Annotated in this window: 22 protein-coding genes; 14 read left to right on the top strand and 8 right to left on the bottom strand. The window is 69.6% G+C overall.

Annotated features, from left to right (window positions below):
- Positions 1 to 12: 12 nt before the first annotated feature.
- The 3 genes from KBI44_08160 to KBI44_08170 are packed head-to-tail and all read right to left on the bottom strand — an operon-like array spanning position 13 to position 3,194.
- Positions 13 to 948 carry a hypothetical protein gene (locus KBI44_08160; GenBank protein ID MBP9144441.1) on the bottom strand — a complete coding sequence of 312 codons (936 nt, stop codon included), beginning with the start codon at positions 946 to 948 and terminating at the stop codon, positions 13 to 15.
- Between the two features lie 6 nt (positions 949 to 954).
- Complete coding sequence (locus KBI44_08165) at positions 955 to 2,124, bottom strand: alcohol dehydrogenase catalytic domain-containing protein (GenBank protein MBP9144442.1); 1,170 nt, start codon at positions 2,122 to 2,124, stop codon at positions 955 to 957.
- Positions 2,121 to 3,194, bottom strand: a complete 1,074-nt coding sequence (locus KBI44_08170) for a zinc-binding dehydrogenase (protein ID MBP9144443.1) — start codon at positions 3,192 to 3,194, stop codon at positions 2,121 to 2,123. Before KBI44_08170 ends, KBI44_08165 begins: the two co-directional genes overlap by 4 nt.
- 21 nt (positions 3,195 to 3,215) lie before the next feature.
- On the opposite strand from KBI44_08170, the gene KBI44_08175 reads away from it, so the two are divergent.
- The 6 genes from KBI44_08175 (at position 3,216) to KBI44_08200 (ending at position 9,554) form a co-directional block, all read left to right on the top strand.
- A complete protein-coding gene (locus KBI44_08175; protein MBP9144444.1) occupies positions 3,216 to 4,001 on the top strand; it encodes a PilZ domain-containing protein in 786 nt (261 codons plus the stop codon).
- 53 nt (positions 4,002 to 4,054) lie between these two features.
- Positions 4,055 to 4,492 (top strand): BrxA/BrxB family bacilliredoxin, encoded by a 438-nt coding sequence (locus KBI44_08180; GenBank protein MBP9144445.1) that lies wholly within the window; start codon positions 4,055 to 4,057, stop codon positions 4,490 to 4,492.
- Positions 4,493 to 4,527: 35 nt separating this feature from the next.
- Positions 4,528 to 4,809, top strand: a complete 282-nt coding sequence (locus tag KBI44_08185) for a hypothetical protein (protein MBP9144446.1) — start codon at positions 4,528 to 4,530, stop codon at positions 4,807 to 4,809.
- Positions 4,810 to 4,835: 26 nt separating this feature from the next.
- Positions 4,836 to 6,464 (top strand): L-glutamate gamma-semialdehyde dehydrogenase, encoded by a 1,629-nt coding sequence (pruA, locus tag KBI44_08190; GenBank protein ID MBP9144447.1) that lies wholly within the window; start codon positions 4,836 to 4,838, stop codon positions 6,462 to 6,464.
- A gap of 11 nt (positions 6,465 to 6,475) precedes the next feature.
- The gene (locus KBI44_08195) at positions 6,476 to 7,273 is read left to right on the top strand and encodes a hypothetical protein (GenBank protein MBP9144448.1); all 798 of its coding nucleotides are present in this window, start codon (positions 6,476 to 6,478) and stop codon (positions 7,271 to 7,273) included.
- 97 nt (positions 7,274 to 7,370) lie between these two features.
- On the top strand, positions 7,371 to 9,554 hold the full coding sequence (locus KBI44_08200) for a TonB-dependent receptor (GenBank protein MBP9144449.1): 2,184 nt from the start codon (positions 7,371 to 7,373) through the stop codon (positions 9,552 to 9,554).
- Here the strand turns inward: KBI44_08200 and KBI44_08205 are convergent.
- The gene (locus tag KBI44_08205) at positions 9,551 to 10,996 is read right to left on the bottom strand and encodes an amino acid permease (GenBank protein MBP9144450.1); all 1,446 of its coding nucleotides are present in this window, start codon (positions 10,994 to 10,996) and stop codon (positions 9,551 to 9,553) included. The two genes, KBI44_08200 and KBI44_08205, sit on opposite strands and share 4 nt — an antisense overlap.
- A 66-nt stretch (positions 10,997 to 11,062) precedes the next feature.
- Between KBI44_08205 and KBI44_08210 the strand changes: the two genes are divergently transcribed.
- The 4 genes from KBI44_08210 to KBI44_08225 are packed head-to-tail and all read left to right on the top strand — an operon-like array spanning position 11,063 to position 16,548.
- Complete coding sequence (locus KBI44_08210; protein MBP9144451.1) at positions 11,063 to 12,274, top strand: M20 family metallopeptidase; 1,212 nt, start codon at positions 11,063 to 11,065, stop codon at positions 12,272 to 12,274.
- Positions 12,271 to 13,632: a YfcC family protein gene (locus KBI44_08215; GenBank protein MBP9144452.1), complete on the top strand. Its 1,362-nt coding sequence runs from the start codon at positions 12,271 to 12,273 to the stop codon at positions 13,630 to 13,632. The genes KBI44_08210 and KBI44_08215 overlap by 4 nt, the downstream gene beginning before the upstream one ends.
- A 4-nt stretch (positions 13,633 to 13,636) precedes the next feature.
- Positions 13,637 to 14,959, top strand: a complete 1,323-nt coding sequence (locus KBI44_08220; protein MBP9144453.1) for an aminotransferase class III-fold pyridoxal phosphate-dependent enzyme — start codon at positions 13,637 to 13,639, stop codon at positions 14,957 to 14,959.
- A complete protein-coding gene (locus KBI44_08225) occupies positions 14,956 to 16,548 on the top strand; it encodes an aldehyde dehydrogenase family protein (protein MBP9144454.1) in 1,593 nt (530 codons plus the stop codon). The genes KBI44_08220 and KBI44_08225 overlap by 4 nt, the downstream gene beginning before the upstream one ends.
- A gap of 9 nt (positions 16,549 to 16,557) precedes the next feature.
- Here KBI44_08225 and KBI44_08230 read toward each other — a convergent pair whose 3' ends face one another.
- Positions 16,558 to 16,824, bottom strand: coding sequence for a hypothetical protein (locus KBI44_08230; GenBank protein ID MBP9144455.1), 267 nt, complete (start codon positions 16,822 to 16,824; stop codon positions 16,558 to 16,560).
- A 312-nt stretch (positions 16,825 to 17,136) separates the two neighbouring features.
- Between KBI44_08230 and KBI44_08235 the strand changes: the two genes are divergently transcribed.
- Positions 17,137 to 17,859: a YebC/PmpR family DNA-binding transcriptional regulator gene (locus tag KBI44_08235; protein ID MBP9144456.1), complete on the top strand. Its 723-nt coding sequence runs from the start codon at positions 17,137 to 17,139 to the stop codon at positions 17,857 to 17,859.
- A gap of 20 nt (positions 17,860 to 17,879) precedes the next feature.
- Here KBI44_08235 and KBI44_08240 read toward each other — a convergent pair whose 3' ends face one another.
- Together KBI44_08240 and KBI44_08245 are read right to left on the bottom strand one after the other, a co-directional pair.
- A complete protein-coding gene (locus KBI44_08240) occupies positions 17,880 to 18,476 on the bottom strand; it encodes a hypothetical protein (GenBank protein ID MBP9144457.1) in 597 nt (198 codons plus the stop codon).
- Positions 18,476 to 19,369, bottom strand: coding sequence for an alpha/beta fold hydrolase (locus KBI44_08245; protein MBP9144458.1), 894 nt, complete (start codon positions 19,367 to 19,369; stop codon positions 18,476 to 18,478). The genes KBI44_08240 and KBI44_08245 overlap by 1 nt, the downstream gene beginning before the upstream one ends.
- A gap of 61 nt (positions 19,370 to 19,430) precedes the next feature.
- Between KBI44_08245 and KBI44_08250 the strand changes: the two genes are divergently transcribed.
- Genes KBI44_08250 through KBI44_08260 form a run of 3 tightly spaced genes read left to right on the top strand, consistent with a single transcriptional unit; the run spans position 19,431 to position 22,278 of the window.
- Positions 19,431 to 20,126 carry a hypothetical protein gene (locus tag KBI44_08250; protein MBP9144459.1) on the top strand — a complete coding sequence of 232 codons (696 nt, stop codon included), beginning with the start codon at positions 19,431 to 19,433 and terminating at the stop codon, positions 20,124 to 20,126.
- Positions 20,127 to 20,134: 8 nt separating this feature from the next.
- Entirely contained in the window at positions 20,135 to 20,872 is a 738-nt protein-coding gene (locus KBI44_08255) for a glycosyltransferase family 2 protein (protein MBP9144460.1), read from the top strand.
- Positions 20,869 to 22,278 carry a hypothetical protein gene (locus KBI44_08260; protein MBP9144461.1) on the top strand — a complete coding sequence of 470 codons (1,410 nt, stop codon included), beginning with the start codon at positions 20,869 to 20,871 and terminating at the stop codon, positions 22,276 to 22,278. The genes KBI44_08255 and KBI44_08260 overlap by 4 nt, the downstream gene beginning before the upstream one ends.
- A gap of 16 nt (positions 22,279 to 22,294) precedes the next feature.
- On the opposite strand, the gene KBI44_08265 is transcribed toward KBI44_08260, so the two are convergent.
- The coding region (locus KBI44_08265) for a hypothetical protein (protein ID MBP9144462.1) at positions 22,295 to 22,654 on the bottom strand (360 nt) is incomplete at its 5' end.

Genomic DNA, 22,654 nt, shown 5'->3' on the forward strand with positions numbered 1-22,654 from the left:
GGCGGTCGATCCTCAGTCGGCGTCGAGTTCGAGCAGCTCCCGGTCGATACGATCCAGCACGGCGGGATCCGACGCAAGATCGAACTTTCGCGCGAAGTGGTAGTTCCCGGAGGCCAGGAGAGGCAGGTCGGCCATGGTGAGCGTCCGCGGAGAACCGCGCACGGCTCCGGAGTAGTCGATGTATCGCAGATCGTCGTTCGCCAGCGCGAAGCGCCGGCTGCCGACGAGGATCGTCGGGAGCAGCGACTCTTCGGGCGCCACCGTGCCGCGATAGTGGCGAAGGACGTCCGGTCGCGCGGCGAGAAACTGCTTCAGGTAGAGCACCGCCTTTCGTCGCAGCGTCCACCAGCTTCTGCCGCCGAGGCAGCGCAACCCGCCGGTGAAGGGCGTGCGCAGCAGCCGCACGCCGACCAGCGGCCCGTAGTCGAGATAGAAATGGAGCGGCGTGATCCTGGTGATCCAGCGCAGCGCCTGAAGCAGCCGCTCGCTACCGTCGGGCCAGCGCCGGAAGCGGTGCCAGTAGCGGGCGCGTGCCTTTCGTCGCGACCATGGGCTGTCCGTCCGCAGGACGTCCCACCAGCGCACGAAGCCGTCCACCTTCGACTCTTCGAGGATGGCCTCGATCCGGCGCACCGGGGTCACGGGATAGTCCTGCGCCGTCAGGTTGATCAACCAGTCGTAGGCTACGTGGCGCTCTTCCAGCCAGGCGATGACGTCGAGATAGGGTTGAACCTGGCAGGAAAAAGTTCCGCGAAGCTGGCGGCCCGAGGCGGGGAGGAGGTGAAGGTCGGGAATGACCTCGAACGCCGTGGTCTCGAGCTCCAGCGCGTCTTGGTCGTGGCGCAGGACGATCGGCCCACTGCTCGCCTGACGCAACGTCCGGACGAGCCGCAGGATCTGCTCCGGGTCACGGTGGCTCTGGATGAACCAGCAGACGGTGACCGGCATGCGGGCCTACGCCGGCCGGATGACGACCTTGAGGGCGCGTCGCTCCATCATGGCGCGCAGGGCCGATTCGACCCCGTCCAGCGACTCGTCGTAAGACAGGAGAAGCCGATAGTCGGAGCGCGCCGCGGCGAGCCGGTCGATCGCCGACCGGAAACTGCGCGGCGTATGGTGGTAGCTCCCCAGGAGAGAGAGCTCGTCGTAGTGAATGGGAAAGGTCGAGAGCTCGATGCGGTCGGCCGGGGCGCAACCGCCGAAGAAGAGGGTCGTGCCTCCGGGCAGGGTTGCGCCGAGAGCGGTCGTCCAGCCGCTCACCGTGCCGGTGGCGTCGATGGCGATCTCGAACTCCCGGTCGATCGACGAGTGCTCGTCGTTCCACGACCGCTCGATGTGGATGCCCGCCTCGGCGCCGAGCTTCAGGGCGACCTCGAGGCGCAGGGCGTGGGGGTCGGCCGCTGTGACGCGATGCCCGAGCTCGCAGAGCACCGCGACGAAAAGCAGGCCGAGCGGACCGGCTCCCTGCACCAGGATCTTCCGCGGCCGGAGCTCCGCTGCGCCGGCCGTGGCGAGGCCCAGACGCACGAGGCCGTGCTCGACGCAGGCGAGCGGCTCGGAAAGGGCGGCAAGCTCCGGCGCCAGGTTGGCAGGGCGCAGATAGGTCGAGCGTTCGACGAACCGCGCCGGCACCAGGAGGTAGTCGGCATAGGCGCCGTTCAGGTAGGCGAGATCGGGACAGAGGTTCTCGCGGCCGGCACGGCAGGCCGGGCAGGTCCCGCAGGAGGCGGAGTTCGCGACCACCACCGCGTCGCCCTCGCGCAGGTGCGCGCTGCCCTGGCCTCCGGCTCTCGGCTTCGGCGAGGAGCCTGCGGGAGAGAGCGGCCCCCGGCTGCCCGCCGCGACGATCGTGCCCGTCATCTCGTGTCCGAAGGGCCCGGGGACTTCGAGCATCCGCGGATGACCCCCGCGCCCGAAAACCTTGAGGTCGGTGCCGCAGGTCGTCGCCGCCTCGATCGCGACGAGGATTTCGCCGGGACCGGGTCGCGGCACTTTCACCTCCCTGAGCTCGACCTCCTCGGGGCCGAGGAGAAAGATGGCTCGCGCCCGGGCGGGCAGCTCTCCGCCGGCGCGGGTCGCGGCCGGGGAAGGGATCGCCAGCGTCGTGGTGCGGGGCGCCGTCACGGATGGAAGGCTACCTTGAGAGCCTCTTGCCGGCGGGCGGCGCTCCAACCCTCGTCGAACTCGGCGAGCGCCAGGCGGTGGCTGACCAGGCAGGCGGGGCGCAGTCTGCCCGAGCACAGGAGCTCCCAGACCTCGGACTGTTCGGCTAGGCTCCCGGAGTAGGCGCCCACCAGGCGTTTCTCGAGCTTGAAGAGGTCGTTGAGCGGAAAACCGGCGGTCTCTCCCGCCCGGCCGTGGGCAAAGAGCACGGCCGTGCCTCCTGGCCGCAGCGCCGCCAGAGCGGCCTCGGTGAGCGCGCTGCCGCCGACACAGTCGAAAACCGCGTCGGCACCCCGGCCGTCCTCGCTCTGAGCGCTCGCCGCGGCGAGCAGCGCCTCTCCGGGGGGGACCGCCTCGTCGGCGCCTAGGCCCCGGGCGAGATGGCGCCGGTCCTCGCGCGGGTCGACGACCACGATCCGGACGGGCGCGCCGAGCGCCCGCAGAACGAGCAGGTGAAGCAGGCCCATGCTGCCGCCGCCCAGGATCACCGCGAGCCGCGTCCATTCTCCGGGCGCCGCTTCGCGAGCTCGGGGTCCCCCGGCGAGCGGGGCGAGGATGGGGCTGCGTCGCAGGCTCCGCAGAACGCAGGCGGCCGGCTCGAGGAAGATGGCGTCGAGGTCGTCCAGGGCATCGGGGAGCCGTCGCGCCGTCGTCGCGAGGGCGCGACGGCGGACCAGGATCTGCCCGGCGAAACCGCCGGGCTCGAGGAGGTTCTCCCGGAAGGCCGCGCACTGCGTCGCAGCACCGCTCGCGCAGTCGTAGCACACCCCGCAGGCCGCATGATGCGGCACGACGAGACGGTCGGCCGGCGCGAACGCCGTGACTCCCGGGCCGACGGCCTCGACCTCGCCGACGACTTCGTGCCCGAGCACGGTGCCGGGCGCCGGTGCGCCCGTCGCCAGTTTGAACAGGTCCGTGCCGCAGAGGCCGCTCCAGCGCAGGCGCAGGACGAGCTCCCCGGCGGCCGGCACGGGGTCGGGGAGCTCCTGGAGGCGAGGCCTGCCGAAGGGGTCGATCGTCACCGCTTGCATCGGGGGGTATCATTCCACCACATGGAACGCCGTATCCACCGCCGGTTTCCCCGGCGCATCGAATTGCGCTACTGGCGCTCCGGCGAGGTCCAGGGGCACACGGCCTATTCGACGAACATCTCGAAGAGCGGGCTCTTCCTGAGCAGCTCCAGTCCGTTGGCCTCCGGCGAGCGCGTGCGGCTGGAGGTCATCGACCGCGAATGCGGGTTCATCGCCGAAGGGCGGGTGACCCGGATTCATCGCGTGCCGCTGGCCCTCCGGCATGTCGATCAGCAGGGCGTGGGGGTGCGCTTCCTCCTGCCGGAGGAGCTCGTCGAGGACCTCGTTCCGCTGGCGCGCCAGTCCGGTCCGACCACCCAGGGGGGCAGGGAGGTCGGTTTCACCTCGCCGACCTCCGTCGAGTGGGACGCCGCCAGCGTCAGTGCCGAGGCCGCCACCCAGGATGAGCCGGAGCCGGAGCCGGTGCCGTTGCCGGCGATGGACGCCGGCCGCGACAAGATCGTGCCGATCACCTTCGCGGACGCGTCGGCGTTCCTTTCGACCTACCACCGCGACATCAGCGCCGGCGGGCTGTTCATCTCGACGCCGACCCCGATGGACCTGCAGGAGGCGGTGTGGATCGAGATGCAACTGCCGATTCCCGGCGAGCGGCCGAAGTTGTTCGCCGCGCGAGTCGTCCAGCGCTTCGATCCGCTCGCCGCGGTCGGGGGCGGACGGAACCTGATCTCGGGGATGGCGGTGCAGTTCGTCGAGCCCGAAAAGGTCCTCACGGAGCTCAAACCGTTCCTCGCCGTCCTGAGGAGATAAGCTTGCGGTCCGGCACGGTCCCCGGGACCGCCGGCCTTCCAGGAGAATTCGAAATGCCCTATAGCCCCTTGCTGATCCGGCCGATGCGCGAAGAGCTGACGAGCGCCGGCTTTGCCGAGCTCCGAACCGTCGAAGAGGTGCAGGGCCTCCTCGACGAGAAACAGGGAACGACGCTGGTGGTGGTCAACTCGGTCTGCGGCTGCGCCGCCGGCGGGGCGCGGCCGGGTGCCCGCCTGGCGATCCAGGAGTCGCCGCGTCCCGACCGGCTCGCGACGGTCTTCGCCGGACAGGATCTCGAGGCCACCGCCCGCGTGCGCGCCTACTTCGGCGAGATTCCGCCTTCCTCACCCTCGATGGGCCTGTTCAAGGACGGCGAGCTCGTCTGGTTCCTGCCCCGCCACCGGATCGAAGGCCGCGATGCCCTCGCGGTCGCTGCGGACCTGCGTGCGGCGTTCGCAGCCCATTGCTCAGCGGTCCCGGTCGCGGACTGAGCTCCCGGCGCACCCGGACTCCGGCCGAACCGATCATGGGCACCTTCCACCACGACAAGCACGCACTGCACGGCATCACCGTCATCGTCGAGACCCACGGCCCCGAGCTCTTCATCGGTCGCTGCGACGACATCGTCGCCGAGGGGGTCCTTCTGCGCGACGCCGATGTCCATCGCGAAGGGGATCCGGCCGCGGCGGGCAAGAGTCGCGCCGACTTCCTCGATCACGCCCGGCGCTTCGGCGCCTGGCCGAAACTCTCGCGCATTCTCGTGCCGGCAGAGAGCGTGCGCGAGATCCGTCGCCTCGGCGAAATCTGAACAGAACTTCGACAGGAGTCCGAATCATGAACGGAATCGTCCGCGTCCCGGCGCCGGTCAACGAACCGGTTCACTCTTACGCTCCGGGCAGTCCCGAGAGGGCCTCGCTCAAACTTCGCCTGGCAAAGATGATGGGCGAGGAGATCGAGATTCCGCTGATCATTGGCGGCCAGACGGTGCGCACCGGGAAGGTCGGCCGCTGCGTCTCGCCGCACGACCATGCGCACACTCTGGCGACCTACCATCAGGCCGGCCGCAAGGAGATCGAGCTGGCGATCGCCGCTGCCGGTGAGGCCTGGCGGGAGTGGTCGGAGACCTCGTGGGAGGCGCGCTCCGCCGTGCTGCTCAAAGCGGCGGATCTGCTGGCGGGGCCGTGGCGGGATACGGTCAACGCCGCGACGATGCTCGGCCAGTCGAAGACGGTCTTCCAGGCCGAGATCGACGCAGCCTGCGAGCTGGTCGACTTCTGGCGTTTCAATGCCCACTTCGCGCAGGAGATCTACGCCCAGCAACCGGTCTCGACGCGCGGCTTCTGGAACATGGTCGACTACCGGCCGCTCGAGGGCTTCGTCTTCGCGGTGACGCCGTTCAACTTCACCGCCATCGGTGGCAACCTCTCGACGTCGCCGGCGCTGATGGGCAACACGGTGCTCTGGAAGCCGGCCTCGACATCGATCCTTTCGAACTACTACATCATGCAGATCCTGATCGAGGCGGGGCTGCCGCCCGGGGTGGTGAACTTCGTACCCGGACGCGGCGGAGAGGTCGGCGATCCGGTCTTCGCCAGCCCGGCGTTCGCCGGCCTGCACTTCACCGGCTCGACCGGGACCTTCCACGGCATGTGGAACACGATCGCCACCAACCTCCCGCAGTACAAGTCCTATCCGCGCATCGTCGGCGAGACCGGCGGCAAGGACTTCGTCTTCGCGCACCCTTCCGCCGACGTTGATGCGCTCGCGGTGGCGCTGGTGCGCGGCTCCTTCGAGTACCAGGGACAGAAGTGCTCGGCGGCGTCCCGCGGCTACATTCCGAAGTCGCTCTGGCCGGCGGTCAAGGAGCGCCTGGTGGCGGAGGTCGAAGCGATCCGCATGGGTTCACCGCTCGACTTCCGCAACTTCATGGCCGCGGTCATCGACGAAGCCTCCTACGACAACACCCTGGGCTACATCGACTTCGCCCGCAAGTCGAACGAGGCGCAGATCGTCGTCGGCGGCAGTGGCGACAAGTCGACCGGCTACTTCGTCGAGCCGACCGTCGTCCTGACCTCGAATCCGCACTTCAAGCTGATGGAGGAGGAGATCTTCGCGCCGGTGCTCACGCTCTTCGTTTATGACGACCGGGACTTCGATGCGACGCTGGCGCTCTGCGACACGACGAGCCCCTACGCGCTCACCGGCGCGATCTTCGCCCGCGACCGCGCGGTCATCGGGCGCATGGCGACCGCTTTGCGGCATGCGGCGGGCAACTTCTACATCAACGACAAGCCGACCGGCGCCGTCGTCGGGCAGCAGCCGTTCGGCGGCGCGCGCGCCTCCGGTACGAACGACAAGGCCGGCGCCGCCGCCAACCTGATGCGTTGGACCTCGCAACGGACGATCAAGGAGACCTTCGTCTCGCCCCGCGAGGTCGGCTACCCCCACATGGGGGAGGAGTAGGCCTCGGCCGGATGCGCTGCCGCGTCGCGAGCCTCGCGATAGCCGGAGTCCTCGCCGTCGTCGGCGCGCTCGCCGACCCTCCGGCCGCCCTGGCGGCCCGAAGGGCCGGCGCGGAGAAGCCGCGGCACATTCCGATGCGCGAGGCTCCGGTGACGATCACTTCACCCCTGGCGAACGCTACCCTGCGCGCGGGTGAGGCGGTCGTTTTCAGCTGGAAAGCGCTGCCCGAGCTCCGACGCTACGCAGGCATCGAGGAATGGGAGGCTTTCCTCTCTCTCGATGGCGGCGTGACCTACCCGGTGCGGCTGACTCCCCACCTCGATCTCGATCGCCGGAGCGTCGTCATCGAGCTCCCGGACCTCGCGACCGAAAGCGCTCGATTCCTGTTGCGTTTCGGCGACGAGCGCGTCGAGCACGAGTTCGCCTTCCCGGAACGCTTCGAGATCGTGCCGTCGCGCACGAGCCGTTTTCCTCCCTGGGGAGTGGCACACGGCCGCGGCGAGCCGGCGCGCCTCAGCGACCCGAACGATGCGGGTGTGGTGATCTGGGTCGAAGGGAGCCGACGCGGCGAAGCCACCCGGACTGTGATCGCGGGGCGCACCGAAACGGAGATCGAGGCGGTCGAGCCTCTGCGCTGGATCGCCCTCCGCCACGCCACGGCCGCCCCTGCCTCCCCGCAGATCGCCGCGGCGGAGCCATCCAATCCTCTCTTTGCCGGTCCTTTCGCTTCGACGTCCACGCATCCTTTCGCGGTGCCACGCGGCGCCGCGATAGCGCCTCGCCGCAGGACCTGCCGCCAGAACGAATGAGCTGCGGCGCACTCGAGGTGCGCCGCTCGCGACCTTCGTGCGGACTCCGCAGTGCGGATCCGTGTCCGAATCCCTCTACCTGGAGCAGGAGCACTGCATGTTCAGAGCTTCGCGTACGCTGTTCCTTTTCGGCGCTTGCGCGCTACTTTCCGGCCCCCTGCTGGCCGCTTTCGAGGTCCGGCTCTCCCTTCCCGGCGGTGGCGCGGCCGCCGGATTCTCGGTCTCGGTCGTCGGCCAGCCGGTCACCGTCATCACGGACATCGAGGGGCGATTGAGACTCGATCCAGCGCCCGCCTTGCCGTTCACCCTCGTTGCAACCTCGCCCTCCGGAGAGACTTCGGCACCCTTCGAGGTCTCCGACCTGGCGGCAGGGGAGATCGAGCTGCCCGACGTCTTGCGCGAGAGCGTGACCGTGATCTCGGGCGTCGCGCCGTCGCTCGACCTGCTGCCGGGAAGTGTCGCCACCGTGCTGACGCGCGAGGAGCTCGAGCAGCGCGCACCGCAGAGGCTCTACCAGGCCCTCGAGTCGATCGCCGGCGCATCCAAGCTCGGCGACGGAGCCGACTCGGTACCGGCGCTGCGCAATCTCGGTCGCGGCCGCACGCTGATCCTGATCGACGGCGCCCGGGTCACCGCTGAAAGGCGCGCGGGCCCTTCTGCGACCTTTGTCGATCCGGCGAGTCTCGGCTCCGTGGAGGTCGTGCGCGGTCCCGGTTCGGTGATCTACGGCTCGGATGCCTTCGGCGGCGTGTTGAACGCGGTGACGCGGGATCCAGAAATGGACCGGGCGCACACTTCCTACGGCGCGGAGGGTTCGTTCGAGTCGAGCGACGAACTGTCGGGTTTCGTCGCCGGATCGACGCCCGTGGGCAGCGGTGCGCTGCTCGTCGAAGGACACTACCGGGATGCCGGCAACTTCGCTGCGGGCGGTGGCGAGGAGATCGACAACTCGAGCTACACCTCGTTCGGGGGGGCGCTGCGCTATGTCGTTCCGACCAGTACGGGGCGTTGGCGCCTCGGTCTCGCGCTCGACCGCGTCGACGACATGGGCAAGGCTGCGATCGATTCGCAGCAGATCCGAGCCTACTATCCGGACGAGGACTCGGATCGCTTGACCGCGTCATGGCTCGGAGCGGTGGGCTCCTGGGACGCGGTGGAAGCGGCGGCCTTCTACGGTACCTACGACACCGTTCTGGACCGCGACCGCGCTCCTACGGCGACGTCGAACCGGCGTATCGACCGAGCGGATACGCGGGCGAAGGACGCCTCGGCGCGCCTCGTCGCCGGGCGATCGCTCGCCGGCGGGCGTTTTCAGGGCGGACTCGATCTCGCCACGCGCTTCGACCTCGAGTCGGTCTTCTCGCAGATCCGCTATGCGGACGACGCGACGACCGTCTCGCGGGTCGACCGCTTCCCGGCGATCGACGACGCGCAGAAGGCCGACAGCGGCCTCTTCGCCACCTGGACGCGGCCGGTCACCGAGCGGATTTCGCTCGGTCTGGGGGCGCGCGGAGACTATGTCGAGTCCGAGAACCGAGGCGGTTTCTTCGGGGACCATTCGACCGCGGAGACCGCCTTCTCGGGCAACGTCGCACTCTCTTTCGGTCCGTTCGCGGGCTGGACCTCGACGGCTCAGGTGGCGCGCGGATTTCGCACGCCCACGCTGTCGGATCTCTACTTTCGTGGACCGTCGGGTCGCGGTTTCGTGACCGGCAATCCCGATCTTGAGGCGGAAGAGAGCCTGCAGTTCGATCTCGGAACGCGCTGGCGAAAGGGCCGGACGGCAATCGGTCTCTTTGCCTATCGCTACGAAATCGACAACCTGATCGAGCGCTATGCGGTCGGCGACAATTTCCAGTTCCGCAACCGAGGCCGGGGTACGATCGAGGGCGTCGAAGCCGAAATGCAGACGGCGTTTGCCGAGATCTGGAGCCTCGAAGCCGGCCTCGCCGTCTCCGACGGCGGCACGGATGGCAACGCGGAGATCGACGACATCGCTCCCCCGAACGGTTGGCTCACGCTGCGGTGCTCCTCTGGGCGCGCCTTCGCTTTCGGGCGGGTGGCCACCTTTCTCGAACAGGACGAGCCCGGCCCGACCGAACTGGCGCGCCCGGGATACACCCTGTTCGATGTCGGCGGGGGCTACCGCTTCACCGATGCGATCGAGCTCAGGCTGCTGGTGCGAAACGCCGGCGACAAGCGTTACTACGGCGCCGCGGACAACGCCGCGGATCGCGCCACCGGACGGATCGTCTCGGTCGCCCTGTCAGGCCGCATCTAGTCGCGCCGCGGGCTCGAGCGCCGCAGCCAGACGTAAGCCGGCAGACCGAGCGCCACGAGCCCGAGTCCGAGCAGCGACTCGACCGGGCGCTCGACGACGGTGTTCACGAGCAGCACCGCCATCGCTGCGAGAAAGGCGATCGGGACATACGGATATCCCCAGACCCGGTAGGGGCGCGGCGCCTCCGGCCGGGTCCTGCGGAGCACGAAGACGGCGGCGCCCGCCATCACGTGGAAGAGCACCGTGACCAGCACGGCATAGGTGTAGAGCTGGCTGTAGCTGCCCGAGAGGGTGAGGACGACCGCCCAGAGGCTCTGCGCCCAGAGGCTGCGCGCCGGGACATGGGTGACCGGGTCGATGCGCGCCAGCGAGCGGAAGAAGAGGCCGTCTTCCGCCATCGGATGGTAGATGCGCGAGCTGTAGAGAATGGTCGCCGCCAGGCAACCGAAGGTCGACACGACCACCGCCGCCGCGAGCCACTGCCCGGCGAGCGGTCCGAGGAGAGCCGTCGCCGCGGCTTCGCCGATGCGCGACTCGCCGGCCATGCGCTCGACCGGCATGGCGCGCAGGTAAACGAAGTTGATCAGCAGGTAGAGCGCGGTGATGATCGCCGTGCCGCCGATCAGCCCGAGCGGCAGCGAGCGCCCGGGGTTCTTCATCTCGCCGGCGGAGAAGGTGAGTCCGTACCAGCCGTCGTAGGTCCAGAGGGCGGCGATCATCGCCAGCCCGAACGCCGCGAGGAGTCCTCCGCCGGACATCGCGGTGGCGAGCGGCGCGGTGATCCCCAGGGCGCTCTTCGCCGGCACCCAGAACCCGAGCACGGCCACCGCCACGATGGCTCCGATCTTCAGCACGGTCATGAGGTTCTGCACGGCGGCGCCCTGCTTCAGGCCGAAGTGATTGACCGCCGTCAGGAAGAGGATCGCCGCCACCGCGACGACCTGCACTCCCGAGAGTGTCCAGGTCCAGGCGCCGAACGACTGCGACGCCAGGACGTTGGTGGTGGAGGCGAACGGAAAGAAGGCGCCTGAATACTCGCCGAAACCGATGGCGATCGCCGCCATGCCGCCGGACATCATCACCAGGAAGCAGCCCCAGCCGTAGAGGAACCCGGTGAGCGGACCGTAGGCCTCCTTGAGGAAGACGTAGATCCCGCCGGCGCGCGGGAACATGGCGCCGAGCTCGGCGTAGGTGAGGGCACCGGTGAGCGACAGCAGGCCCCCGGCGAGCCAGACCAGGAGGAGCATCCCGCCGTGCGGCAGCACCTTGGCGATGTCCGAAGAGACGAGGAAGATGCCGGTGCCGATGACGCTGCCGACCGTCAGCAGGACACCGTCCCAGACTCCGAGTCCGCGCACCAGTTCGGCGCGCGAGTTCGCGGGCGGGTCGACATGCGGTCGCGCGCCCGTATCGACGTGCGGTGTAGCCCTATTTTCGGACATTGCCGCGCATCCTACTCGCGCTCGCCGCGAAGCCCAAGCCGGGCTTGCGTTACACTTTCCGAAACCATGTCCGACTCCGACCTGTTGCAGAAGATCGACGGCGAAATCGAGCGCCTGTCCCCGGTCGGGCTGGCGGCCGAGCTCATCCGCATCCCGAGCCATCCCGGAATCGAGCGCCAGGAGGAGAAGGTGGTTCTGGCGCTGGGGCGATTCCTCGGCGAGCGCGATCTCGGCGTGCAGCTCGAGGAGGTCCTGCCTGGGCGCCCGAACCTGATGGTCAGCGTCCAGGGCGAGCGTCCGGGTCCTCACCTGCTGCTCTGCGGGCACACCGACACGGTGCCGCTCAACTCCGGCGACCCGGGATTCGGCCTCTCGGGCGAGATTCGCGAAGGGCGGCTCCTCGGGCGCGGCTCGGTGGACATGAAGGGCGCCGTCGCCGCGATGGCGACAGCGGTGGTCGCGTTGTCGCGCCATCTTCCGGCGGGCCGCGTCTCCTTCTCTGCCGTCATCGACGAGGAGATGGAGAGCCTCGGCGCCGAGCAGCTCGTCGATACCAGCTTCCGGGCCGACGGCGCCGTCGTCGGCGAGCCGACCTCGAACCGGATCGCCCTCGGGCACAAGGGGCTCGAATGGTTGGAGGTCCACTTCCAGGGGCGCTCTGCGCACGGCGGCACGCCGGAGATGGGGGTCAACGCAGTCTCGGCCGCGGGGATGTTCGTCGCCCTGGTCGAGAACGAGCTCAAGCCGCGCCTGCTGGCGAGGCGGCATCCGATCCTGGGCCCGCCGACGCTCAACTTCGGGACGATTCGCGGCGGCGACCAGCCGTCCACGGTGGCCGCTACCTGCCTGCTGACCCTCGATCGGCGCACGGTGCCGGGAGAGAACTTCCAGAGCATCGTGGCCGAGCTGACCGACCTGCTGGAGCGGATCGAGCGCGTCTTCCCCGGGCTGCATACCGTCGTGCGCCGCGTGCAAGGTGGGATGGGCAACCTCCTCCACGTCGCGCTGGTCACCTCGCCCGACTCCCCGCTCGCGCTCGCGGCGCAGACGGCGCGCCGCCAGGTCTGCGGTGAGGTCGGCGAGCTCACCACCTTCCCGGCCTGGACCGACGGCGCCCTGCTCTCCGGCTACGCGGGAATTCCGACGATCATTCTCGGTCCGGGCGACATCTCTCTCGCGCACTCCCCGCGCGAGTCGGCCCCGGTCGCCGAGATCGAAGAAGCCGCCCGCCTCTACGCCCACCTGGCGCTCGCCTTCTGCGCCGGAGCGGGGGTGTGAAGCTCAGGGTTCCGCATACTTTCGTCCTGCTCTTTGCGCTCGTCGCGCTGGCGGCGATCGCTACGCATCTGCTGCCGGCGGGGGAGTATCAGCGCACCGAAGTCGGGGGACGGCAGCTGGTCGATCCCGACTCCTACCGGCCGATCGCGGCCCGGCCGGCGACGCTGGGTGACGTCTTCCTCGCCTGGCCGCGCGGTCTCGCGGCGACCGCCTCGATCGTCTTTTACATCTTCATCATCGGGGGGGCGTTCGGCGTCCTGCAGGCCACGGGCGCCCTCGACGCCCTGATCGCCGGTGTCGTCGCGGCGGCACGCGGGCGCGGCGAGGTCATCCTGCCGGCGCTCATGCTGCTGTTCGCGATCGGCGGCGGCACGATCGGCATGGCCGAGGAGACGTTGCCGTTCCTGCCCGGGCTGGTGCTGCTCGCCAAGCGGCTCGGCTACGACGAGGTGGTCGGCGGCGCGATCGCGCTGGTCGGCGCCGGAGCCGGTTTCGCCGGCGCCTTCATGAATCCGTTCACCGTCGGGGTGGGCCAGGCGATCGCCGGCTTGCCGCTCTTCTCGGGGATGGGCTATCGATTGATCGTCTGGTTCGTCCTGACGACCGTGACCATCGTCTACGTCGCGTGGTACGCGGGCCGGCATCGCGTGGCGCTGCCGGCGAATCCAGGACCGCCGGCGTCCGCCGGAGAGCCGCCGGCGTTCCGGCTGGCGAACCGGCAGGCCGGAGTGCTGGCGATCCTGTTCGCGGCGTTCGTCCTGCTCGCGGTCGGATGCCTGCGCTGGGAGTGGGGTTTGCTCGAGCTCTCGGCGCTGTTCGTGGCTGTCGGAGTTGCCGGCGGGCTGGTCGGCGGATTGGGGAGCGACGGCACGGCAGAGGAATTCCTGAAGGGCGCCTCCGCTTTCGCCGGCGCGGCGCTCGTGGTGGGTCTGGCGCGCGGCGTGCTGGTCATCTTCGACGCCGCGCGCGTCACCGACGGGATCCTGCATGCGATGGCCCAGGCGGTGCGCGGCCTCCCGGAGGGCGCGACCGTCGCGGGCATCTACTTCGTGCAGATCGTCCTGTCGTACCTCGTGCCGTCCGGAAGTGGTCAGGCGGCCCTCTCCCTGCCGATCCTGACGCCGCTCGCCGACCTCACCGGCGTGACCCGGCAGACGAGCGTCCTCGCCTATCAGTTCGGCGACGGCTTCTCGAATATCTTCACGCCGACTCAAGGTTACTTCATGGCCGGGCTGGCGCTCATCGGTGTGCCGTGGACCCGGTGGGTGAAGTTCCTCTGGCCGCTGCAGGTGATCTGGCTCGTCCTCGGGCTCGTCTTCCTGCTCATCGCCCAGGCCATGCGCTGGGGTCCGTTCTAGCTCCATGCCGCATCGATTCCCGGAGAGCGCGGTTTTCTACCGCAAGTTGCGCCACGATTTTCCGCTGGCAGTGCGCGCCGAAGGTTCGTGGATCGAAGACGAGACAGGCCGTCGCTGGCTCGACGCTTCGGGGGGAGCGGTGGTCGCGAACCTCGGGCACGCCGGCCCGCTCGCCGGCGAGATCGCCGACGCCGTCGCCGCCGAGATCCGCACCCTCGGCTACATCAACGGCACCCAGTTCACTCACCGCGCGGTCGAGGCGCTGTCGGCCGAGCTCGTCGCTCTCACCCCCGGCGATCTCGACTTCGCCTACTTTCTCGCCAGCGGGTCGGAGGCGGTCGAGGCGGCGGTGAAGCTCGCGCGCCAGGTGCAGGTCGAGTCCGGCCGACCGGAGAAGTGGAAGGTCATCTCGCGCGTGCCGTCGTACCACGGCAACACCCTCGCCGCCCTCGCCCTCTCGGGGCGCGAGCACTACCGGACGATCTACGGCCCGCTCCTCCTCGACCTGCCGCGGATCCCGGCGCCCGACCTCTATCGTGAGCCGGAGGGGCCCGGCGCGACCGGCGAGGCGCTCGAAGCCGAGATCCAGCGCCAGGGAGCCGACTCCATCGCCGCCTTCATCGCCGAGCCGATCGGCGGCTCGTCCTCCGGAGCGACCGTCCCGACGCGCGAGTACTGGCGCCGTGTGGCCGAGCTCTGCCGCCGCCACGACATCCTCCTCATCGCCGACGAGGTGCTCTGCGGCATGGGGCGGACCGGGCGCCTCTTCGCCTGCGAGCACTTCGAGCTGGTGCCCGACATTCTCGTGCTCGGCAAGGGCCTGAATGCCGGGGCTCTGCCGCTCTCGGCAGTGGTGGCGCGGCGCGGCCTGGTGGAACGCCTGGCGGCGGGAAGCGGCGCGTTCAATCACGCCCAGACCTACTCGCACCATCCGGCGCTCTGCGCGGCGGGTCTCGCCACGTTGCGCGCCCTCGTGCAGGAGCGCCTCGTCGAACGGGTCGCCCGGCTCGAAGCTCCGCTCTTCGGCGCTCTCGAGCGGCTGCGCGGACACGTGGCGGTCGGCGACATCCGCGGCCGGGGCTTCCTCGCGGCGGTCGAGTTCGTTGCCGACCGTGCGACGAAGCGGCCTTTCGAGCGCTCCCTGCGCTTCGCCGAGCGCCTCACCGAACGGGCGTTCGCGAACGGACTGATCGTCTGGCCGAACGTCGGCAACGCCGACGGCCAAAGCGGCGATCTCATCATCGTCGCGCCGCCGTTCACCGCGACCGAAGAGGACCTCGAAGAGATCGTTCGCCGACTCGATGGGACCCTGAAGGAGATGACATGAGCGAATCCCGCCGGATCACCTACACCTCGACCGCCACCGATCCCGAGTTCCGTGCCAGCTTCGATCGTGAGCTCGCTCGTGTCCGCGGGCGCTTTCCGCTCGCGCTCGGTGGCAACGTCGGCGAGGGGCCGGTCGAAGGGCTGCCCGCGCATCCTGTGGTGTCGCCGATCGACACCCGCCTCGTCGTCGCCAGGGTCGCGATCGCGACCCCGGGGGAGGTCGAGGCCGCGGTGGGTTTCGCGCGCTCCGCCTTTCCCCGCTGGCGGGCGCTCGCGTGGCAGCGCCGGGCCGAGGTCGTCCGCGACGCCGCGGAGCGGATTGCGGCGAGGAATCTCGAGCTCGCGGCCTGGATGGTCTACGAGGTCGGCAAGACCCGTCTCGAGGCGATGGCGGAGGTGGAGGAGTCGGCCGACCTGCTGCGCTACTACGCCGAGCGCATGGAGTCCCGGCACGGCTACCGGCGGCCGCTCGCCCGGATGAGCCCGGCGGAGACGACGGAGAGCGTCCTCCTGCCCTACGGCGTCTGGGCGGTCGTCTCGCCGTGGAACTTCCCCTCGGCGCTCGCCGCAGGGATGATCGCCGGGGCTCTCCTCGGTGGCAACACGGTGGTCTTCAAGCCGGCGCTCGACGCGCCGGTCTCGGGGGAGCTCCTCTGCCAGGCGTTCTGGGACGCCGGTCTGCCGCGCGATGCCCTGCAGCTCGTGCACGGTCCGGGTGCCACGGTCGGCGCGGCGCTCCTCGCCGACGAGAGGATCGCCGGCGTGGCTTTCACCGGTTCGTCGGCGGTCGGCATGAGAATCGTGCGCGCCGCGACGGAAGGGGATGCCGGACCGCGTCCGGTGGTGGTCGAGATGGGCGGCAAGAACGCCTGCCTGGTGACTGCGACGGCCGACCTCGACGCCGCCGCGGAGGGCGTCGCCCGTTCGGCCTTCGGCTTCGGCGGACAGAAGTGCAGCGCCTGCTCCCGCGTCTACGTCGAGCGCGCGGTGGCCCAGCCGTTTCTCGATCGGCTGATTCGGCGCACGGAGGCGATGAAGGTCGGGGACCCGGCAGCGGGCGACCCGGCGCTCGGGCCGGTCATTCGACAGAGCGCGCTCGAGAGCTACCGCCGCTATGTCGAGGAGATCGTCGCGAGCGGAGGCGAGATCGTGAGCGGCGGGCAGGTTCTGAGCTCCGGGGATCTCGCCTGCGGTTTCTATGCTCAGCCGACGATTGGCCGCCTTCCTTCACCGGACCATCTGCTTTTTTCCGAGGAGATGTTCCTGCCGATCCTGCTCTTTCAGGAGGTGGAGGACCTCGCCGAAGGGATCGCACGCGCCAATGCCGTGCCCTACGGGCTCACCGCCGGTCTCTTCACCACCGACGAGCACGAAAAGCAGTACTTTCTCGAGCGCATCGAAGCGGGCGTGCTCTACGTCAACCGCAGAAGCGGCGCGACTACCGGCGCCTGGCCCGGGATCAACCCGTTCGGCGGCTGGAAGGCGAGCGGAGCGCCCGGTCCCGCGGCGCTCGGCCCCGACTACCTGTTGAACTTCCTGCGCGAACAGAGCCGCACGGTGAACGGCTTCGGCGACTCGCCGCCGGCGTAGGCCGACGGCTTACTGAGCCATCGCTCCCGAGAAGGCGCCGTACATGCTCAGGGAGCTGCCGATCACAGCGACCACCGCGCAGACCAGCCAGCGCAGGAAGGGCGTCTTGCAGGCCGGCCAGTTCTTGGCGATGTAGACCAGGATCACGAACGGGATGAGCAGGCTGCACAGGCCCCAGGCGAGGCTGGTCTTGAATGCCAGGATCAGGATCTGGATGGTGAAGATCAACGCTCCGATGCCGCCCACGACCGAGAGAATCATTCCCAACGTAGCCATTCTTGCTTCCTCCCTGAAACGAACCGGCCTCCGCCTGCGGCGCGGCGGCGCGCCGGAGTACCCCTCCGGCGTCGTCCCCTGGCCGAGCTTCGGCCTCCATATTCCGGCGTCTGGCAGTAAGTACGTGAAGGGCCGAAAAAGGGGGACAAGAGCCGGGTCTCCCCGGCCCGGCTTTACCGGGGAGCGCCGCTCGGGCTAGAGTTGGGGCTCCTGTAGTCCCGGCGCCGCGCCGTTCTCCGCCGCCCCACGGCATGCTCGGACCGGCCCGCCGGCCCCCTTCACGTTCACGTTGCCGACTTTTCGCGAGAGACCATGGGACGCATATTCGAGACCCGCAAGCATGTGATGTTCGCCCGCTGGGACAGGATGGCCAAGGCGTTCGCGCGCATCGGCAAAGAGATTGCGATCGCCGTCAAGGCCGGGGGGCCGAACCTCGAGTACAACCCCCTGCTCCGGCGGGTGCTCCAGAACGCCCGCGCCGTGAACATGCCGAAGGACAAGGTCGAGTCGGCGATCAAGAAGGCTTCCGGCCAGGGCGCCGTCGACTATGCGGAGGTGCTCTACGAGGGCTACGCTCCGCACGGTGTCGCGGTGCTGATCGAAACCGCGACCGACAACACCTCGCGCACCGTGCCCAATCTGCGCACCGCCTTCAACAAGGGGGGCGGCAACCTCGGCAACACCGGCAGCGTCGCCTTTCAGTTCAAGCGCGTGGGCGTCTTCCGCCTCCACCCCGAGAAGCTCGACCAGGAGGCGCTCGAGCTCGAGCTCATCGACCACGGCCTCGAGGAGATGGGCGAGTCGGTCTCCGACAAGGGCGAGCCGCAGCTCGTCATCCGCTGCGCCTTCAACGATTTCGGCACCCTGCAGAAGGCGCTCGAGGACCGGGGAATCGTGCCGATTTCGGCGGAGTCGGAGTACATCCCGAACACCACCGTCGAGCTCTCCGAGAAGGAAGCGAACGAGGTCCTGAAGCTCGTCGACGTCCTCGAGCAGGACGACGACGTCCAGCGCGTCTTCCACAACCTCGCCTGACGGCGTCCCCTTCGGCTGCCCTAGTTTCGGGGCAGGGGAAACATCCGGTCCAGCAGTTCGGTGAGCATCGGGCCCAGCAGTTTCTTCTCGGACAACCCCGGCGCTTCACCGAACGCCGCACCTTCGGCGACCGTTTTGCCCGTCTCGGCCGAAAAGGCCCGGATTTCCAGCCGGCCGCGCACGGTGTCGGCGCCGCTTGCGCTCCGAGCGTACTTCTCGCCGGGCGCGAGCGGCCGCTCGTCGGGGTCCCGAGCTCCTTTGGAGCGGACCTTCTCCAGCTCGCGCACGCGAATCTCGAGCAGGGTCTGGGCGCCGAGCCGCGCTGCGAGGGGCGCACGGCTCTCGGCGTCGAGCGCGCTCGCGCCGAGCGCCGCGAGCGCCGTCCGGGTCGCGGCGGCGCCGCGGAACACCGGTCTCTTGCGCCGCAGGGTCTCGCCTTCGACCCGGCGGTCGAGCCAGGCGCAGTCGACGTTCGCGGGGCAGATGGAGGGCAGCACCGCCACCACGCCGGCCGTTTCGAGAAAGTCGCGGTTGGCGCCGCCTTCGATCCGGAAGTCCGCGGTGAGCGTTGCCGCGCCGACGAGCCAAAGCAGCCATCCGAGGGTCCGGATCCGCATCAGCCGCCGAGCTCCGGCAGCAGGTGGGGGCGCCAGAGTGCCTCCGCCATTTCCGGGCGAAAGAAGCCGAAGTGCCCGATGCGGCGGAGGCCGAGCTCGGCCGGGGAGAACCGCTTCATGGTGCGCGGCGCGCCGGCGTAGAAGCTGTGCAGGGACTCCGTGTTGCGCTCGGACATGAAGTCGTCGTCGGTGAAGGAGAAGGAGACGATGGGCGTCGTGATCCCTTCGTAGAGGCTGCGAGCGAGCTCGCCTTCGACGCCGACCGCGTACTCCGGGTGCAGGCACCAGCGACGCCACTGCGCCATGACGCCCTTCGGAAGGTCGCCGACCATTTTCAGCCGCTTGCCTGGAAAGTAGCCGAAGAGTGCCATCGAGGCCGGCACGACGCCGTACCAGAGGATCCCGGCGAAGCGCCGCAGGCGCGGCGAATTCTCCCGCCAGTAGCCGCTGCCGGTAGCGACGGTGAGGATACGGGCGACCGCCTCTCGGTTCGGGACGAACGGCAGGATCTGGCCGCCGAGGCTATGCCCGAGCCAGAAGAGCGGCTCGCCCGGGGCCTCGCGCAGGGCGAGCTCGACCATCGCGGCGCAGTCCTCGCGTGCCCAGTCGAGCAGGCCGACGCGGAAGCCGCGCAGGGTTCGCCGGTGTTCCGGAGGACGCGAGAGTCCCATGCCCCGGTAGTCGAAAGTGACGGCGAGGTAGCCCTCGCCGGCGAGCCACTTGGCGAGCGGGGCATAGAAGGCCTGGGCGACGCCCATGGCGGGGACGAGGAGTACCGCGCCGCGGCAGCCGGCCCCGGTCCGCACCCCCGGACGGGGGCGGAAGATCCGCGCCACGATGCGCTGCCCGCCGGGCAGGTCGACCGCGCGGCTCTCGAACGGCTCGCGTTCCATGTCCGGGAGAGTAAGGCGTCGGCAGTTTCCTCGCAAGCCAGAGCGAGTTAGAGTCCGCCGAATGTTCCTCGGCCACTATGCCGTCGGTCTGGCGGCGAAGCGGGCGACGCCCGCACTCTCTCTCGGCCTCCTCTTCGGCGCTGCGCAGCTCGCGGATCTCCTCTGGCCGAACCTGCTCCTCGCGGGCGTCGAGAAGCTCGAGATCGTGCCCGGTGCGACGGCGGTGAATCCGCTGCGCTTCGTCTCCTATCCCTGGTCACACAGCCTCGTGGCGCTCGGCGCCTGGGGTGTCCTGCTCGCGACCCTCGCCGTGCTGCTGCGGCGCGGCCGGGGGCGCGACGCCGCGATCGTGGTCGGGGTGGTGGTCAGTCATTGGGTGCTCGACGTCGTCTCGCATCTGCCCGACATGCCGTTGACGATCACCGGCGAGACCCGTCTCGGCCTCGGGCTCTGGCGCTCCCTCCCCTGGACTCTCGCGGTCGAGCTGCTGCTGCTCGGCGCTGGAGCCGCCGTCTATCTCAGGTCGACGCGGGCGCGGGACCGCGTCGGCTCGATCGGCCTCGGAGCCCTGCTCGCTCTGCTGGTGGCGATCTACGCCGGCAGCCTCTTCGGCCCGCTGCCACCATCGCCCGAGGCCGTCGCCTGGAGCGCCCAGGCGCTCTGGCTGCTGGTCCTCTTCGGCTGGTGGGTCGACCGTCACCGCGTTCCCGCCGGGCCTGCGGCCGGGGGCCCGGCCAACGGCCTTCGGGCTCCCTAGCAACAACGATGGCGGAGCACGTCGGGCCAAGCCTCTGCGTCGTGATGCCGGTCTTCAACGAAGAGGCGGCAGTTGAGCAGGTCTTCGCCGAGTGGCTCCCTGCGCTGCGCAGGCTCGGCGTCGAGTTCCGGGTGCTCGCAGTGAACGACGGCAGCACCGATTCGACGCCCGAGCTCCTGCGCGCCCTCGCGGGCGCGAACCCGGAGCTCGTGGTCCACGATCGCCCCAACGCCGGCCACGGCCAGAGCTGCGCCCACGGCTACCGGATCGCGCTGCAGATGGGGGCGGACTGGATCCTGCAGCTCGATTCGGATGGGCAGTGCGACGCCCGGTTCCTGCCCGCGCTCTGGCAGGCGAGCGCCAGCCATCCGGTCGTCTTCGGCCACCGACTCCGGCGGGACGACGGCTGGGCGCGCTGGTGCATTTCGCGGAGCGTCAGTCTGGTCGGCCTCCTGGCAGCCGGCACCTGGGTCGCGGACGCCAACGTCCCCTACCGCCTGATGCGGCGCGACGCTCTCGAGCGCGCGCTGGCGGACCTGCCGGCGGACTTCCGGCTGGTCAATGTTCTGCTGGCGCTGCGCCTCCAGCGCGACGGCGGCATTCGGTGGATTCCGATCCGCTTCCGGCGACGCTTCGGCGGCTCGCCGTCGCTCGCGGCGAGCGCTTTCGCGCGCCAGGGGCTGCTGCTCTTCCGGCAACTGCGCCGGGCGTTCGGCCCACGCGCGCGACGGTGCGGAGTGGCATGATTCCGCTCTACGGCATCTCGATCCTCTACCTCTACCTGCCGCTGCTGATCTTCAGCTGGGGCTGGCTGCGGCCGGAAGTCGCGGCGGCGGTGACCGCGCTTCTCGCCGGTTGCGCATGGCACTTCCGCGCCGAGCTCCGGTCGCGGTTCGAGCTCTGCCGCCGGAGCCTGGTCGGGACACTGCTCGTCGCGGTCGGCTGGACCGTCTGCGTCGGCGCCGGCGGACTCGGTTATCCGAACGGCGACGACTGGCGCAAACACAACGCCGTTCTCAAGGATCTGACGCTGAAAACCTGGCCGGTCGTCTACGACTACCCGGTGGCAGGAATCGAAGGCGACCGCCATGCCCTCGTCTTCTACTTCGCCTACCATCTCCCGGCGGCGGTGGTGGGGAAGGTCGCCGGCTGGAAGGCCGCGAACTACGCGATCTTCCTCTGGACGCTCCTGGGGACCTTTCTGGTCCTCCTCTGGGTGGAGCGCCTGGTCGGCGGCCGCCCGGGGGTGGCTGCACTCCTCTTCGTCTTCGCGAGCGGCATGGACGCCCTGGGAATTCTGCTGCGCGGCCAGCGCCTCTTCGCCCCCACCGAGCACCTCGAGGTCTGGGCGTCGGTCTGGCAACTCTCCTCCGATACCACGCTGCTCTTCTGGGTCCCGCACCAGGCGCTCGGTGGCTGGCTGGCGACCGCCCTCCTGATCGACGGCGCCGTGCGGGCGAGGCGGTCGTCCTCGGCGCTCCTCGAGAGCTTCGGGGCGCTGCTCTGGTCGCCGCTCGCCTGCATCGGCCTGCTGCCGTTCGCGGCGCTGCGGCTCCTGCGGCAACCGCTCGAATGGCTGCGGGCGTGGCCCACCTGGACCGCCTTTCCGCTGCTCGGCGGGCTGCTTCTTGCCTTCTACGCAGCGCTGCGCATCTCGATCTTGCCCGCCTTCGTCGGGGGGGAGATCTTCGGGCCACTGGCGGGCAACTATCTTCTCTTCACGACTCTCGAGTTCGGCCTCTTCTTCTGGGTCTGCCGCGGCGCAGCGAGCGGGGAGTGGCGCCTGCTCTGGTGGATCGCCGGCGTGAGCCTGGCGCTCATCCCGTTCGGTCGCATCGGCTACTACAACGACTTCGTCATGCGGGTGTCGATCCCGGCGCTGTTCGCACTCTGGCTCATGGTGGCGAAGGGTCTGCTCGGAGGCGACCTGCCCAAGCGGCGCCGGTGGTTGCTTGCCGGCATGGTCCTGGTCGGGGCGCTGACCGCGGGATCGGAGTTCACCCGCTCCTTCAAACTCTTTCGCGTCCGGATCGCCAAGGAGAACCGTGTGCGGGAAGTCCCGCGCGTGCACGCCCTGCCCGAGCTCAACGTCCTCTATCTGGGCGATCCCGAAGCGCCCTTCTTTCGCTACCTCGCACGCCGGCAACCCTGACCGCCCGGGCGCGAGATCAGATTGCCCGCCGCGCGAAGGCGGGAATCTCCGCCCAGGTACCCTCCTCGACCGTCTTGCCCGCGGCGAACCAGGTGTCGAACTCCTCGCCGTCGACGAACCGGTTCTGGAAGCCGGCGCCGCTCGCGAGATCTGCCGGATTCCATGGACGGGCGGCCTGCTCTCGATGCTTGCGCAGACACTGCTCGCGGTCGAAGCGGTGCAGGTGGGCGAGGTAGAGACCGGCTTCGGGTAGGGCCTGCGCGGCGTTGCGAAGGCGATGGAATCCGAGGCCATAGCGCAGCGGAACGCGGGTCACGAGTGTCTTGTCGTACCAGGGGTCGGCGCGCCATCGCGACCGGCTGGCGAGCAGGGGGCC

Source organism: Thermoanaerobaculia bacterium, assembly GCA_018057705.1.
GTDB lineage: Bacteria > Acidobacteriota > Thermoanaerobaculia > Multivoradales > JAGPDF01 > JAGPDF01.